The following is a 13,404-nucleotide window of genomic DNA, read 5'->3' as shown; positions in this document are numbered from 1 at the left end:
GTCGCCGTAACCCATTCAGCATCGGGAAATGCTGGGCCCGTGGTAGCGTTTGCATATTCACCAGGAGGATCCCGCCATGGCCAACCCGATGCTGCTGCCGGTACTGCAATGGGCGCGCCGGCTGCGCTACCCCACGCTGTTCAAGCTCACGGCAGGGCTGTTCGCGCTGACCCTGTTCATTCCCGATCCGCTTCCCTTCGTCGATGAGCTGGTGCTGGGCCTGGGCACACTGCTGCTGGCCAACTGGAAGAGCCGCGGCACCCGCACGCCGCCACCGCTGGAGCAGCGCTGAGCGTGCTGGTCGACAGCCATTGCCATCTCGATGCAGGCGAGTTCGACCCCGACCGTGCCGCCGTGATCGAGCGCGCGCGCGCGGCCGGGGTGCAGTTCCAGGTCGTGCCGGCCGTCACCGCCGCCAGCTGGCCGAAGCTGCGCGAGGTCTGCCAGCAGGCACCCGGCCTGTACCCCGCGTACGGGCTGCATCCGATGTTTCTTGCCGAGCATCGCGCCGGGCACCTTCCGCTGCTGCGGGAATGGATCGAGCGTGAGCGTCCGCGGGCGATCGGCGAATGCGGCCTGGATTATTTCGTGGAAGGCCTGGATGCGGAGGCGCAGCAGACCTATTTCACCGGCCAGCTGCGCTTGGCGCGCGACTTCGACCTGCCGGTGATCGTGCATGCGCGTCGGGCCGTAGATACGGTGATCGCAGCGATCCGCCGCATCGGTGGCCTGCGCGGCGTGGTGCACAGTTTCTCCGGCAGCCCGGAGCAGGCGGCACAGCTGCATCGGCAGGGCTTCCTGCTGGGTCTGGGCGGCCCCCTGACCTACGAACGGGCACAGCGCCTGCAACGGCTGGTCCGGGAGATGCCGCTGGAGCAGCTGCTGCTGGAAACGGACGCGCCCGATCAGCCCGACGCGGCCATCCGTGGGCAGCGCAATGAGCCGGCACGCCTCTCGATCATCGCGCGCCACGTCGCGGCGTTGCGGCAGACCGACCTGGAGACGGTAGCGAGGACCACGACCGACAACGCGCGGCGGCTGTTCGCGCTGCCGGCCGCCTGATCGCCGTTTCGCCGGGCATGGCCCGGCGCTACCGGTCAAGCCTCAACGGATTCGGACTTGACCCTCTTCGGCTCCAGCAGCATTTCCAGCGCCTTGCCGACGGCGGCAAAGGCGAAGGCACCGGTGATATGGGTGGCCGCCCCCAGCCCTGCGCCGCAATCAAGCTTGAGCGCAGCGTCCGCCCCCAGGTTGGGACGGAGGCCGCAGACACTGCCATCGGCCTGCGGATACTTCACATTTTCCAGCGAGTACACCGCCGGCACGCCGAAGTAACGCTTGGCGTTCTTGGGGAAGTTGAACTCGCTGCGCAGCTTCTTGCGGATCAGCGCCAGCATCGCGTCGTGCTCGGTGCGCGAGACATCGCGGATGCGTACCAGGGTCGGATCGGTGCGGCCACCCGCGGCGCCGACCGTCAGCAGTGGCAGCTTGCGGCGGCGGCACCAGGCGATGGTCTCCACCTTGACCCGGAAGCTGTCGCAGGCATCGATCACCAGATCGAAGCGACGATCCAGCAGTTCCGCCATGTTGGCGGTGGTCAGGAACGCCTGCACCGCGTCGACATCGAGTTCCGGGTTGATCGCCCGGCAGCGCTCGGCCATGGCTTCGGCCTTGTTGCGCCCGTAATTGCCCTCCAGCGCCGGCAGCTGCCGGTTGGTGTTGGACACGCAGATGTCGTCCGCATCGATCAGGGTGAGATGGCCGACCGCCGAGCGCGCCAGCGCCTCGACCACCCACGAGCCGACCCCGCCCATGCCGACCACCGCTACGCGGCTGCCCTGCAGGCGCTCGAGCGCACCCACGCCATACAGCCGTTCGATGCCGGCGAAGCGTTGTTTGACCTGTTCGTTCATCGGTCTATTTTAACGTGCAGCGGCCGGCGTCCACAGCACGCCGGGTCGAACCTACCGTTGCACACCCGGAGAGCCCGCCATGAACGCCAGCCCCCCTCGCCCGCCGTCTTCCGCCTATCGCTACCTGTTCGTGCTCGCGCTGGGTCTGCTGATCGGCCTGATCGCCACGGTGATGGTCGGCCGCGCCCTGCAGGCCCGCCGTGACCCCTTCCCGGACAGCCTGATGCAGGTGATGCAGCGGCAATCCCAGTTGCTGCAGCAGGCTCAACAGCAGAACCGCTGCAGCCTGGCCGACAGCGTGCCGCGCCTGCAGACGCTGCGCCTGCTCTCCAACGACCTGGACCTGGCCTTCCCCGGCCTGAAGGACAGCGCGCAGTTCCAGCAGCATGCCAGCCAGTACCGCGCCGGCCTCAATGCCGCCCTGGCGACGCCACCGGCAGACTGCACCGCGCTGGCCCAGGTGGTGCAGACGCTGCAGGCGGACTGCCGCGCCTGCCATCAGGATTTCCGTTGAACAGCGTTCATCCCGCAGCCGGTCATGGCGGCGTTGATTGGCGTCTTGTTCACGTTGGAAAGGAGACGATTCGCGCACCCTGCTGCATGACGCAGTACCACCCAACACATCCGCCTTCACGGCCAGGAGACGCCCCATGAAGATCCAGCTCATCGCCGCCAGTGCCATCGCCACCCTCGCCCTGGCCGGCTGCGCCACCTCGCCGGGTTACGGCGGCGGCGGCTACAACAATGGGTACAACAACGGCGGCTACGGCAACAACTCCGGCTACAACCAGGGCCGTTGCGCCGACTGCGGCATCGTCACCCGCATCAACACCGTGCAGTCCGGCCGCACTGCGCCCAGCGCGACCGGCGCGATCCTCGGCGGCATTGTGGGTGCGGTTGCCGGCCATGAGATCTCCGACCACACCGGCGGCAGCCGCGGCAACAAGAACATCGCCGCAGCGGCGGGTGCCGTGGGTGGCGCGCTGGCCGGCAACCAGATCCAGAAGAACGTGACCAGCGATACGTATGACATCAGCGTGCGCATGGATGACGGACGCACCATCGTCGTCAACCAGCGTGATCTGGGCGGCATCCGCGAAAACACCTACGTTCGCGTGGTCAACGGCCGGGTGATCCTGCGCTGATCCGCTGCCGGCCCCGGACAAAGAAAAAGGCCCGCTTGCGCGGGCCTTTTTCATGTGACGGCTGCAGACCGGTCAGATCGGCTGCACGGCGTCGGCCTGCAGGCCCTTCTGGCCCTGCACGACGGTGAAGGTGACCTTCTGGCCTTCCTTCAGGCTCTTGAAGCCCTGGGTCTGGATGGCGCGGAAGTGCACGAACACGTCTTCGCCGTTTTCACGGCTGATGAAGCCGAAGCCCTTTGCATCGTTGAACCACTTGACAGTACCGTTCTCGCGTTCGGACATCTCACTAACTCCCTGATGACTCTCTCTTGTTGTTGGAAACGCCTTGTGGGCGGCTGACAAGCAAGGGGGAAGCGAGGTGCATCGATGCAGCGGATCGGGAAGATCTTGCTTCATCAGGCCACGATCCACGGTGACCTTGCCAAGCTCAGCGACTGCAACTTAACCCGGCCAAAACGAAAAAGCAACTGGCAAAATCTTTCACTGTCAACCCCAAAAAGACAACCATACGGGACAGCATGGGCCTCTCATTCATCTTGTATCTGCTAGCGGTCATTTTTGTCCTGGTTGGTATAGCCGGCATCGTCCTGCCGGCACTTCCAGGCATCCCGCTGGTGTTCGTCGGCCTGCTGCTGGCGGCGTGGGCCGACGGCTTCACCCATGTCGGCTGGCCGACCCTGCTGGTACTGGGCGTGCTGACCCTGCTTTCACTGCTGGCCGATGTGCTGGCCACGGTGGTCGGGGCCCAGCGTGTCGGGGCCAGCCGCAAGGCGCTGTGGGGCACCTTCATCGGCAGCATCGCCGGTCTGTTCTTCATGCCCATCGGCCTGTTCGCCGGCCCGCTGATCGGCGCTCTGCTGGGCGAGTACTGGCACACGCGCGAGCTGGGCCGCTCGACCAAGGTTGGACTCGCCACCTGGCTGGGCATCCTGCTGGGCCTGGCGCTGAAACTGGCGATGGTCATCGCGATGCTGGGCCTGTTCGCGTTCGCCTGGTTCCTGTAACGAACGATCTTCACGCCACGCGCACACCTGCGCCGGGCATAACTCCATGGGGCTGGCCGTTGCTGCGGGCAGCCGCCACACTGTGCGTCTTCCCGTAGTCATCCCGAAGGGCCTGCTGCAATGACCCTCCCGCCGTTGTTCCCCCGTCTGGCGCCGTTGGCGCTTGCCCTGGCCAGCGGGCCGCTGGCCGCGCAGGAAATCGCGCCTGCCACGACCACCACGCCGGCCGGTTGCGCGGCCATTGAAACCGACGCCGCCCGACTGTCGTGCTACGACCGCCTGTTCGGCCGTAACGCTCCGGCCACTGCCGAAGCCGATGCCGCCGCGCAGCAGGCCGCGCAGGCGCTGCGCGAACAGCGTCGCGCCGCCCGCCTGAGCCAGGGCGAAGAGAACCTGCGGGCGCGGGTCGGCGATGTGCTGCGCCCCGCCCCCGACGACAGCGCCCTGGCCAATGCAGGCCGCGGTTCCCTGCTGGACAGCCGCTGGGAACTGGCGGAAGACTCGAAGCTGGGACCGTTCCAGCTGCGGGCCTACAAGCCGGTGTACCTGCTGCCGGCGTTCTGGACCAGCGACAAGAACCAGATGCCGCAGTCGCCGAATCCGGCCAACAGCGTGACCGAGCCGCAGGCGCTGGACAGTGCCGAGCTGAAGTTCCAGATCAGCTTCAAGACCAAGATCGCCGAGAATCTGTTCGGCGACAACGGCGACATCTGGGCCGGCTATACCCAGAGCTCGCGCTGGCAGGCCTACAACGCCGAGAATTCGCGCCCGTTCCGCGAGACCAATTACGAGCCGGAAGTGATGATGGTGTTCCGCAACGGCTACTCCATTGGTGGCTGGCGCGGACGCATGACCGGCATCAGCCTCAACCATCAGTCCAACGGCCGCGCCGATCCCCTTTCGCGCAGCTGGAACCGGGTGATGCTCAACGTCGGGCTGGACCGCGAGAACTGGGCGCTGGTGCTGCGGCCCTGGTACCGCATTCCCGAAACGCGCAGCGATGACAACAACCCGGACATCGAGGATTACATGGGCCGCGGCGACGCGACCCTGATCTGGAACCGCAATGGCCACGAAGTGTCCCTGATGGCGCGCCATTCGCTGCGTACCGGCGACCGTTCGCATGGCGCCCTGCAGCTCGACTACGGTTTCCCGATCAGCAACCTGCTGCGCGGCCACATCCAGGTCTTCGACGGATACGGCGAAAGCCTGATCGACTACAACCACAAGGCCACCTACGTGGGCGTGGGCGTGTCGCTGCTGGAATGGTTCTGATGGGCGTGACGATCTGGCACAACCCGGCGTGCAGCAATTCGCGCGGCGCACTGAAGCTCATCCGCGACGCCGGCATCGAGCCGGAGGTGATCGAGTACCTGCAGGCACCGCCCGACGTGGCGACCCTGCGCCAGCTGCTTGCCGAATCCGGGCTGGCCGCCGCCGACCTGGTGCGCAGCAAGGAACCGGAGTTTGCCGGTTTGGCGCTGGCCGGGGCCGATGAGGCGACCCTGCTGGCGGCGATGGCGACGCACCCGCGCCTGATCAACCGGCCCGTGGTGCGCACGGCCAAGGGCACGCGCCTGTGCCGCCCGCCGGAAACGGTGCTGGAGATCCTGTAGCCCGGACGCACCACCCGGCAGCGCCGGGCCATGCCCGGCGGCACGCGCTCGGCTCAACGCCGGCGATCACCGCCAGTCGCTGATGCCTTCGCGTCGATAGACTTCCGCGAAGGCGGGGCGCGCTTTAAGCGCGGTTGCGTGCGCCTTCAGCACCGGCCAGGTGTCAGTGGGCCGGGGCATGTTGCGCGACCAGCGCATCAGCATCACCAGCATGAAATCGACCACGCTGGGCGCGTCGCCCAGCAGGTAAGGCCCGTGCGCCTGCAGGTGCGCCGCCACATGCTGCCAGGCCGCCTCCAGCTGCTGCCGGGCCATCGCACGCGTTGCCTCCACGCAGGCCTCGCCCGCCGCTTCGTGCGGATAGAACCATGCACGATAGGCAGGCTGCAGGGTGTTGGCGCACCAGAACATCCAGCGATAGGCCTCGCCCCGCGCGGGCGTGCCCACGGCCGGCAGCAACCCCGCTTCGGGATGGCGGTCGGCCAGGTACAGCGCGATGGCCGCTGCCTCGGTCAACAGCAGGCCATCGATCCTCAGGGTCGGCACCCTCCCGGCCGGATTCAACGCCAGGTAGTCCGCCGCCTTGTGCTCGCGCCTGTCGAAATCCAGCAGCACCAGTTCGTGCTCGATGCCCAGTTCGATCAGCAGCCAGTGCACGACCAGCGAAGCGGTACTCGACGAACCATACAGGGTGGTGCTCATGCGCGGGATCCGTTGCGGGTAGAGCCAGCAATTATGCGCCCGCCCGGCGGCCACTGCTCAACCGCAGCTGCTCATGCAGGTGTCGCGACGTTCGCCGCAGCTCATCATCGGCTGCCGCAGCGTGCAGTCATGCGCCTTCAGTTCGCACGAGCGGCGCAGATCGGCATTGGCGATGTCCTTGCAGCGCTTGTCGGCAGCCGGAGCCATCTGCTGTTCGCAGCTGCTCTGCCGACTGCCCAGGCTGTCCGCCTGCGCCATGCAGCTGCGATGGCTGGCCTGGCACTGCATGCGGCATTGCGCCGATGCGCTGAAATCCGCTCCTTCATACGAGGAGGAGGTGCTGCTGCAGCCGACCAGTGCGAACAGCCCGGCAAGCGCGAAGTTCCGTAACAGCGGCATGAACGTTCCCGGTTCGAGTCGCATGGAAACTAGCAGATGTTCCGTGCCGGCTCGTTAAACGACAAACGGCGCCAACAGGCGCCGTTTGCCACCTAGCGTGTGCCGCGCTTACTCCACCACCACCGGAATCTTGCCGATGCGGGCCTGCCATTCGCGCGGGCCGGTCTTGTGCACCGATTCGCCGGTGGAGTCGACCGCCACTGTCACCGGCATGTCCTGCACGGTGAACTCGTAGATCGCTTCCATGCCGAGATCGGCGAACCCGACCACCTTGGCCGCCTTGATCGCCTTGGACACCAGGTAGGCCGAGCCACCGACCGCCATCAGGTACGCCGACTTGTTGTCACGGATCGCCTCGATCGCAGCCGGGCCGCGCTCGGCCTTGCCGACCATGCCCAGCAGACCGGTCTGTTCCAGCACCTGGCGGGTGAACTTGTCCATGCGCGTTGCCGTGGTCGGCCCGGCCGGACCGACCACTTCATCGCGCACCGGATCGACCGGGCCGACGTAGTAGATGAAGCGTCCCTTCAGATCGACCGGCAGTTCCTCGCCCTTGTTGAGCATGTCAACCATGCGCTTGTGCGCGGCGTCGCGGCCGGTCAGCAGCTTGCCGTTGAGCAGAAGCGTCTGGCCCGGCTTCCAGCTGGCCACCTCCTCCGGGGTGATCGTATCCAGGTCCACCCGGGTGCCCTTGGAGGCGTCGTAGGTCAGCTTCGGCCAGTCCTCCAGCGACGGCGGATCCAGCATCACCGGACCGCTGCCATCCAGGGTGAAGTGCGCGTGGCGGGTCGCGGCGCAGTTCGGGATCATCGCCACCGGCAGGTTGGCCGCGTGGGTCGGGTAATCGTTGATCTTGATGTCCAGCACCGTGGTCAGGCCACCCAGGCCCTGGGCGCCGATGCCCAGCGCATTGACCTTCTCGTACAGCTCCAGGCGCAGCTCTTCGATCCGGTTGGACGCTCCACGGGCCTGCAGCTCGGTGATGTCGATCGGCTCCATCAGCGCTTCCTTGGCCAGCAGCATGGCCTTCTCCGCGGTGCCGCCGATGCCGATGCCCAGCATGCCCGGCGGGCACCAGCCGGCCCCCATGGTCGGCACGGTCTTGAGCACCCAGTCGACGATGGAGTCGGACGGATTGAGCATGGCGAACTTGGTCTTGGCTTCCGAACCGCCGCCCTTTGCGGCCACGATCACATCCACCTTGTTGCCCGGCACGACCTTGACGTTGACCACGCCCGGGGTGTTGTCCTTCGTGTTGATGCGCTTGCCGGCCGGATCCGCCAGCACCGAAGCACGCAGCTTGTTGTCCGGATGCAGATAGGCGCGGCGCACGCCTTCATTGGCCATGTCTTCCACGCCCATGGTGGCGTCGTCCCAGCGCACATCCATGCCGATTTCCAGGAACACGGTGACGATGCCGGTGTCCTGGCAGATCGGACGATGGCCTTCGGCGCACATCCGCGAATTGATCAGGATCTGGGCCATCGCCTCCTTCGCGGCCGGCGACTCCTCGCGCTCGTAGGCAGCGGCGAGATTCTTGATGTAGTCGACCGGGTGGTAGTACGAGATGTACTGCAGCGCGTCGGCGATGGACTGGATGAGGTCTTCCTGCTTGATCGATGTCACGGCTTGCTCGCTTGCTCGAGGCTGGCGGGGGTAATCCGCCCATTTTACCCCCTCCCCGGCTGCGGGTAGAGTCTGTGGGGTCAGAACCCTTTCCCGGGGAAAGGGATCTGACCCCAAGCCCTTGTCACGCCCCCGCCCGCTGCGGCGTCCTTGCCCGCATGAACGCCGAAACCGCCTTCCAGACCCACCGTCCGCGCCTGATGGCCCTCGCCTACCGCCTGCTGGGCAGCCGCGCCGACGCCGAGGACGTCGTCCAGGACGCCTGGCTGCGCTGGTCCGGCGCCGACCCGGCCAGCGTCCGCGATGCCGAGGCATGGCTGGTCACCACCACCACGCGCCTGGGACTGGACCGTCTGCGTGCGGCCAAGCGCGAGCGCGCGCATTACGTGGGCCCGTGGCTGGCTGAACCGATGGCGGTCACCCTGGAGCCGGACCCGGCGCCCGGCCCGGCCCAGTTGCATGCCCTGGCCGATGATGTATCGGTGGCCTTCCTGACCCTGCTTGAACAGCTCGGCCCGGAGGAACGCGCCGCGTTCCTGCTGAAGGAAGCGTTCGACCACGACTATCGCGAGATCGCCGACCTGATCGGCCACAGCGAGGCCAACTGCCGGCAACTGGTGCACCGGGCCCGGCAGCGGCTGCAGGCCGGCCGGCCGCGCTTCAATGCCGACGCCGGCCAGCACCGGCAGTTGCTGGCACGATTCATGGATGCGTCGCAGCGTGGCGACAGCGAGGCGATCCAGGCCCTGCTGCATGCCAACGCGCTGATGGTCTCCGATGGAGGCGGCGTGGTCACCGCAGCGGTGCGCCCGCTGCAGGGTGCCGAACGCATCGGCCGCCTGTTCTGGGCCATTGCCCGCCGCGGCGGCACGCACCCGGCCCGGCTGGGCTACGTCAACGGCGAGCCGGCGATCCTGGGCTTCGACGGCGATCGCCTGCATTCGGTCACCACCATCGAGGTGATCGATGGCCGCATCGCGCGCCTGTACAGCGTGCTCAATCCGCAAAAACTGCCCGCGGTTGTCACGCACGCAGACGCGGCGGCGTCCTGGTAAGGGAAGGCGGCCATCGGGGCCGCCGTGGAGCCCACGATGTCCAACCCCGCCTCACCCCGCGTTCCCTATACCCGCTTGGCCGCCAAGGCTTTCAAGGGCCTGCTCGATACCAGCCAGGCAGTGCATGACAGTTCGATCGATCCGACCCTGATGGAACTGATGTTCCTGCGCGTGTCGCAGCTCAACGGCTGCGGCTACTGCATGGACATGCACGGGACGGCGCTGCGCAAGAGTGGCATCGAGCCGCGCAAGCTGGACACCCTGCCCGCCTGGCACGAAAGCCGCTTCTTCGATGCGCGTGAGCGCGCTGCGCTGGGCTGGGCCGAGGCCCTGACCCGGCTCACCGACGCCGCGCCATCGCAGGCAGCGTTCGATGCGCTGGCACCGCACTTCGATGAGAAGGGCATCAGCGACCTGAGCATGGGCATCGCGGTGATCAACGCCTGGAACCGCCTCGGCGCCGGCCTGCTGCCGCCGCTGCCCTGATCCACAAGAGTGCGGGGCCTCGCGCAGCGCGGCTCCGCACCGGTGGCGCGCTGACGCGCGCTCCCTGCGGGCGTCGCATTCATGCCTTCGCCACGGCTCCGGCGCGCACAATGGCGACATGCCTTCAGTCGAAAAGAAACCCAGCCTGCGCCAGCGCTTCAATGCGATGCGCAACGTGCCACCGTTCCTGCGGCTGGTGTGGAAGACCAGCCCCGCACTGACCCTGGTCAGCCTGGGGCTGCGCCTGATCCGTGCCCTGCTGCCTGTCGCCATGCTGTATGTGGGCAAGCTGATCATCGACAGCGCGCTGCAGCTGAGCCGGCACGACGCCGGCTTTCCGCCGCTGGGCGAGGCCCTGGCCAGCGGCCTGCTCAATCCGCTGCTCGGGTTGCTGGCCCTGGAGCTGGGCCTGGCCATCGTCTCCGACCTGCTGGGCCGGATGGTGGCCTACGCCGATGCCCTGCTGTCGGAGCTGTTCGCCAACGCCACCAGCATCCGGCTGATGGAGCACGCCGCAACGCTGGATCTGGAGGACTTCGAGGATCCGGACCTGCAGGACAAGCTGGACCGCGCACGACGCCAGACGATGGGCCGGATGAACCTGATGAGCCAGCTGTTCGGCCAGGTGCAGGACGCCATCACGGTGGTCAGCCTGGCGGTGGGCCTGCTGGTCTACGCGCCGTGGCTGATCCTGCTGCTGGCGCTGGCCCTGGTGCCTGCCTTCATCGGCGAATCGCACTTCAACGCCGCCGGCTACAGCCTGAATTTCCAATGGACGCCCGAGCGCCGCCAGCTCGACTACCTGCGCCAGCTCGGCGCCAGCGTGGAGACGGCCAAGGAAGTGAAGATCTACAACCTGCACCGCTTCCTGGTGGAGCGTTACAGGAGCCTGTCGGTGGCGCTGTTCAAGGCCAACCGGGCGTTGGCCCGGCGCCGTGCCTTGTGGGGCACCCTGCTGGCCGCGCTGGGCACGCTGGGTTATTACACCGCCTACGCCTACATCGCCTGGCGCACGGTGCGCGGCGATTTCTCGATCGGCGACCTGACCTTCCTCGCCGGCAGCTTCCTGCGCCTGCGCCAGCTGCTGGAGGGCCTGCTGATCGGCTTCTCGCAGGTGGCCAGCCAGGCCCTGTACCTGGACGATCTGTTCTCGTTTTTCCAGATCCAGCCGGAGATCCATTCGCGCGAGGGCGCCGCAGCCGTGCCGCAGCCCATCCGCCAGGGCTTCGTGTTCGAGAACGTCGGCTTCCGCTATCCCGATGCCGAGCAATGGGCCGTCCGCCACCTCGATTTCCAGCTGCATGCCGGCGAAGTGCTGGCACTGGTCGGCGAGAACGGTGCCGGCAAGACCACGCTGGTCAAACTGCTGGCACGGCTGTACGAGCCTGACGAGGGGCGCATCCTGCTCGACGGCCGGGACCTGCGCGACTATGACCTGGATGACCTGCGCGCCAATCTCGGGGTGATCTTCCAGGACTTCGTGCGCTACAACCTGAGCGCCGGGGAGAACATCGGCGTTGGCCAGGTCGAGGCGATGGCGGACCGGGGACGGGTTGCCGATGCCGCGCGCCGGGGCATGGCCCAGGAAGTGATCGAGTCGCTGCCACGCGGCTACGACCAGCTGATCGGGCGTCGCTTCAAGGAGGGCGTGGACCTCTCCGGCGGGCAGTGGCAGAAGATCGCCATCGCCCGCGCGTGGATGCGCAATGCGCAGGTGATGATCCTGGACGAGCCGACCGCAGCGCTGGATGCGCGCAGCGAGTTCGAGGTATTCCAGCGGTTCAGGGAACTGGCGGACAATCGCACTGCCGTACTCATCTCCCATCGCTTCTCGTCGGTGCGCATGGCCGACCGCATCCTGGTGCTGGCCGATGGCCGGATCGAGGCCAGCGGCACCCACGAGCAGCTGATGGCCCAGGGCGGCCGCTACGCCGAGCTGTTCGAGCTGCAGGCCGCCGGCTACCGCTGAGAACGCCTCTCGTTCCGCCTAATGAGAACCTGTCTCATTTGAGATAGAATTACCCCGACGACTTCCAACAGATACGCCCATGTCTTCCGCTTTCGGCGCCGAAACGGTGCTTGAGGTCCGCCACTGGACCGATGCCTACTTCAGCTTCACCCTCACCCGCGACAGCGGTTTCCGCTTCGAGAACGGCCAGTTCGTGATGATCGGCCTGGAAACCGACGCCCGGCCGCTGCTGCGCGCCTACTCCATCGCCAGCGCGAACTGGGAAGAGCAGCTGGAGTTCTTCAGCATCAAGGTGCAGGACGGCCCCCTGACCTCGCGCCTGCAGCACATCAAGCCCGGCGACAAGGTTCTGGTAGGCAAGAAGCCCACTGGCACCCTGCTGATCAGCGATCTGCATCCCGGCAGGAACCTGTACCTGCTGGGCACGGGCACCGGCCTGGCGCCCTGGCTGTCGATCATCAAGGACCCGGAGACCTACGAGCGTTTCGAGAAGGTGATCCTGTGCCACGGCGTGCGCTACGAGAAGGACCTGGCGTACCGCGACTATTTCGAGAAGGACCTGCGTGAGCACGAGTTCCTCGGCGAGATGATCGGCGACAAGCTGTTGTACTACCCGGCCGTCACCCGCGAACCGTTCGCCAACCAGGGGCGCCTGACCTCGCTGATGGAAAGCGGGGAAATGCAGCGCACCCTGGGCCTGCCGGAACTGAGCCCGGAGAATGACCGCGCGATGATCTGCGGCAGCCCGCAGATGCTGGCCGACCTGCGCACGGTGCTCGATGCCCGTGGCTTCCAGGTCTCCCCGCGCATCGGCCAGCCCGGTCACTACGTGTTCGAGCGCGCCTTCGTCGAGAAGTGACCCGTAGCGCCGGGCCTGCGTCCGGCGCTGCTGCGGGAAGCGGCAGCCCTTACTGCCGGGACTGCAACGCTTTCTCGATGTCCCCGCGAAGGCTTTCCGGCTTGTCGGTCGGCGCGTAGCGTTTCAGCACCTGCCCGTCGCGTCCGACCAGGAACTTGCTGAAGTTCCATTTGATCGCGCTCAGCCCCAGCAGGCCGGTCTTCTCGGACTTCAGCCACTTCCACAGCGGGTGTGCACCGTCGCCGTTGACCTGGATCTTCTCCGACAGCGGGAAGTCCACTGCATAGGTCAGCGCACAGAAGCTGCGGATCTCCTCGGCATTGCCCGGTTCCTGGTGGCCGAACTGGTCGCAGGGGAAGCCGATCACCACCAGGCCCTTCGGGCCGTACTCGCGCCACAGCGCCTCCAGTCCCTCGTACTGCGGGGTGAAACCGCACTTGCTGGCCACGTTGACCAGCAGCAGCGCCTTGCCGCGGTACTGCTCCAGGGCCTGCGGCTGGCCGTCCAGGTCGGTGAAACCGAAATCGAACGCAGTGGTCATGGCAGATCTCCGCAATGGGGGGTTCCGATGGTATCCCCGCCCATGCCTTTCGACACAAGCCCGATCCCATTACCCCGGGTTAACCTCGG

General features: G+C 66.8%; 17 protein-coding genes. 11 read left to right on the top strand and 6 right to left on the bottom strand.

The window, feature by feature from the left end; all coding sequences use genetic code 11:
• Window positions 1-76: 76 nt before the first annotated feature.
• Window positions 77-292 carry a DUF6116 family protein gene (locus IMX13_RS08150; RefSeq protein WP_053515346.1) on the top strand — a complete coding sequence of 72 codons (216 nt, stop codon included), beginning with the start codon at window positions 77-79 and terminating at the stop codon, window positions 290-292.
• Complete coding sequence (locus IMX13_RS08145) at window positions 289-1,062, top strand: TatD family hydrolase (protein WP_193396171.1); 774 nt, start codon at window positions 289-291, stop codon at window positions 1,060-1,062. The genes IMX13_RS08150 and IMX13_RS08145 overlap by 4 nt, the downstream gene beginning before the upstream one ends.
• Before the next feature lie 35 nt (window positions 1,063-1,097).
• Here IMX13_RS08145 and IMX13_RS08140 read toward each other — a convergent pair whose 3' ends face one another.
• The gene (locus IMX13_RS08140; RefSeq protein WP_193396159.1) at window positions 1,098-1,913 is read right to left on the bottom strand and encodes a tRNA threonylcarbamoyladenosine dehydratase; all 816 of its coding nucleotides are present in this window, start codon (window positions 1,911-1,913) and stop codon (window positions 1,098-1,100) included.
• Window positions 1,914-1,992: 79 nt separating this feature from the next.
• Between IMX13_RS08140 and IMX13_RS08135 the strand changes: the two genes are divergently transcribed.
• Entirely contained in the window at window positions 1,993-2,427 is a 435-nt protein-coding gene (locus IMX13_RS08135; RefSeq protein ID WP_065175471.1) for a hypothetical protein, read from the top strand.
• A gap of 136 nt (window positions 2,428-2,563) precedes the next feature.
• Window positions 2,564-3,058: a glycine zipper 2TM domain-containing protein gene (locus IMX13_RS08130; protein WP_053516924.1), complete on the top strand. Its 495-nt coding sequence runs from the start codon at window positions 2,564-2,566 to the stop codon at window positions 3,056-3,058.
• 72 nt (window positions 3,059-3,130) lie between these two features.
• On the opposite strand, the gene IMX13_RS08125 is transcribed toward IMX13_RS08130, so the two are convergent.
• Window positions 3,131-3,340, bottom strand: a complete 210-nt coding sequence (locus tag IMX13_RS08125; RefSeq protein WP_053516923.1) for a cold-shock protein — start codon at window positions 3,338-3,340, stop codon at window positions 3,131-3,133.
• 236 nt (window positions 3,341-3,576) lie between these two features.
• Here IMX13_RS08125 and IMX13_RS08120 point away from each other — a divergent pair, with 236 nt between their 5' ends.
• From IMX13_RS08120 to arsC, 3 genes are all read left to right on the top strand, one after another.
• Window positions 3,577-4,062: a DUF456 domain-containing protein gene (locus IMX13_RS08120; protein WP_193396158.1), complete on the top strand. Its 486-nt coding sequence runs from the start codon at window positions 3,577-3,579 to the stop codon at window positions 4,060-4,062.
• A gap of 120 nt (window positions 4,063-4,182) precedes the next feature.
• A complete protein-coding gene (locus tag IMX13_RS08115) occupies window positions 4,183-5,337 on the top strand; it encodes a phospholipase A (protein WP_193396157.1) in 1,155 nt (384 codons plus the stop codon).
• Window positions 5,337-5,678, top strand: coding sequence for an arsenate reductase (glutaredoxin) (gene arsC / locus IMX13_RS08110; protein ID WP_111187118.1), 342 nt, complete (start codon window positions 5,337-5,339; stop codon window positions 5,676-5,678). The genes IMX13_RS08115 and arsC overlap by 1 nt, the downstream gene beginning before the upstream one ends.
• Window positions 5,679-5,744: 66 nt before the next feature.
• On the opposite strand, the gene IMX13_RS08105 is transcribed toward arsC, so the two are convergent.
• From IMX13_RS08105 to IMX13_RS08095, 3 genes are all read right to left on the bottom strand, one after another.
• Window positions 5,745-6,380, bottom strand: a complete 636-nt coding sequence (locus IMX13_RS08105) for a glutathione S-transferase family protein (protein ID WP_065181963.1) — start codon at window positions 6,378-6,380, stop codon at window positions 5,745-5,747.
• A 57-nt stretch (window positions 6,381-6,437) separates the two neighbouring features.
• Window positions 6,438-6,779, bottom strand: coding sequence for a hypothetical protein (locus tag IMX13_RS08100; protein WP_065181994.1), 342 nt, complete (start codon window positions 6,777-6,779; stop codon window positions 6,438-6,440).
• 108 nt (window positions 6,780-6,887) lie between these two features.
• A complete protein-coding gene (locus IMX13_RS08095; RefSeq protein WP_065181962.1) occupies window positions 6,888-8,405 on the bottom strand; it encodes a fumarate hydratase in 1,518 nt (505 codons plus the stop codon).
• A gap of 158 nt (window positions 8,406-8,563) precedes the next feature.
• Here IMX13_RS08095 and IMX13_RS08090 point away from each other — a divergent pair, with 158 nt between their 5' ends.
• From IMX13_RS08090 to IMX13_RS08075, 4 genes are all read left to right on the top strand, one after another.
• Window positions 8,564-9,460 (top strand): RNA polymerase sigma-70 factor, encoded by an 897-nt coding sequence (locus IMX13_RS08090; RefSeq protein ID WP_193396156.1) that lies wholly within the window; start codon window positions 8,564-8,566, stop codon window positions 9,458-9,460.
• A 36-nt stretch (window positions 9,461-9,496) separates the two neighbouring features.
• Complete coding sequence (locus IMX13_RS08085) at window positions 9,497-9,946, top strand: carboxymuconolactone decarboxylase family protein (protein WP_193396155.1); 450 nt, start codon at window positions 9,497-9,499, stop codon at window positions 9,944-9,946.
• 118 nt (window positions 9,947-10,064) lie between these two features.
• A complete protein-coding gene (locus tag IMX13_RS08080; protein WP_193396154.1) occupies window positions 10,065-11,915 on the top strand; it encodes an ABC transporter ATP-binding protein in 1,851 nt (616 codons plus the stop codon).
• Between the two features lie 79 nt (window positions 11,916-11,994).
• Entirely contained in the window at window positions 11,995-12,774 is a 780-nt protein-coding gene (locus IMX13_RS08075) for a ferredoxin--NADP reductase (RefSeq protein WP_053516913.1), read from the top strand.
• 49 nt (window positions 12,775-12,823) lie between these two features.
• On the opposite strand, the gene IMX13_RS08070 is transcribed toward IMX13_RS08075, so the two are convergent.
• Window positions 12,824-13,315 (bottom strand): glutathione peroxidase, encoded by a 492-nt coding sequence (locus IMX13_RS08070; protein ID WP_065181959.1) that lies wholly within the window; start codon window positions 13,313-13,315, stop codon window positions 12,824-12,826.
• Between the last annotated feature and the right edge of the window lie 89 nt (window positions 13,316-13,404).

Source organism: Stenotrophomonas sp. B2, assembly GCF_014947095.1.
In the GTDB taxonomy this organism is placed as follows: Bacteria; Pseudomonadota; Gammaproteobacteria; order Xanthomonadales; family Xanthomonadaceae; genus Stenotrophomonas; species Stenotrophomonas maltophilia_P.
The sequence above is the reverse complement of the archived record's forward strand: the minus strand, read 5'-3'. Positions and strand labels throughout refer to the sequence as shown.

Bases quoted from the DNA above. Each gene is read 5' to 3' on its own strand.
- IMX13_RS08120 (WP_193396158.1), top strand. From the start codon at position 3,577: ATGGGCCTCTCATTCATCTTGTATCTGCTAGCGGTCATTTTTGTCCTG.
- IMX13_RS08090 (WP_193396156.1), top strand. From the start codon at position 8,564: ATGAACGCCGAAACCGCCTTCCAGACCCACCGTCCGCGCCTGATGGCC.
- IMX13_RS08070 (WP_065181959.1), bottom strand. From the start codon at position 13,315: ATGACCACTGCGTTCGATTTCGGTTTCACCGACCTGGACGGCCAGCCG.
- IMX13_RS08135 (WP_065175471.1), top strand. From the start codon at position 1,993: ATGAACGCCAGCCCCCCTCGCCCGCCGTCTTCCGCCTATCGCTACCTG.
- IMX13_RS08140 (WP_193396159.1), bottom strand. From the start codon at position 1,913: ATGAACGAACAGGTCAAACAACGCTTCGCCGGCATCGAACGGCTGTAT.
- IMX13_RS08125 (WP_053516923.1), bottom strand. From the start codon at position 3,340: ATGTCCGAACGCGAGAACGGTACTGTCAAGTGGTTCAACGATGCAAAG.
- IMX13_RS08105 (WP_065181963.1), bottom strand. From the start codon at position 6,380: ATGAGCACCACCCTGTATGGTTCGTCGAGTACCGCTTCGCTGGTCGTG.
- IMX13_RS08115 (WP_193396157.1), top strand. From the start codon at position 4,183: ATGACCCTCCCGCCGTTGTTCCCCCGTCTGGCGCCGTTGGCGCTTGCC.
- arsC (WP_111187118.1), top strand. From the start codon at position 5,337: ATGGGCGTGACGATCTGGCACAACCCGGCGTGCAGCAATTCGCGCGGC.
- IMX13_RS08150 (WP_053515346.1), top strand. From the start codon at position 77: ATGGCCAACCCGATGCTGCTGCCGGTACTGCAATGGGCGCGCCGGCTG.
- IMX13_RS08100 (WP_065181994.1), bottom strand. From the start codon at position 6,779: ATGCCGCTGTTACGGAACTTCGCGCTTGCCGGGCTGTTCGCACTGGTC.
- IMX13_RS08130 (WP_053516924.1), top strand. From the start codon at position 2,564: ATGAAGATCCAGCTCATCGCCGCCAGTGCCATCGCCACCCTCGCCCTG.
- IMX13_RS08075 (WP_053516913.1), top strand. From the start codon at position 11,995: ATGTCTTCCGCTTTCGGCGCCGAAACGGTGCTTGAGGTCCGCCACTGG.
- IMX13_RS08085 (WP_193396155.1), top strand. From the start codon at position 9,497: ATGTCCAACCCCGCCTCACCCCGCGTTCCCTATACCCGCTTGGCCGCC.
- IMX13_RS08080 (WP_193396154.1), top strand. From the start codon at position 10,065: ATGCCTTCAGTCGAAAAGAAACCCAGCCTGCGCCAGCGCTTCAATGCG.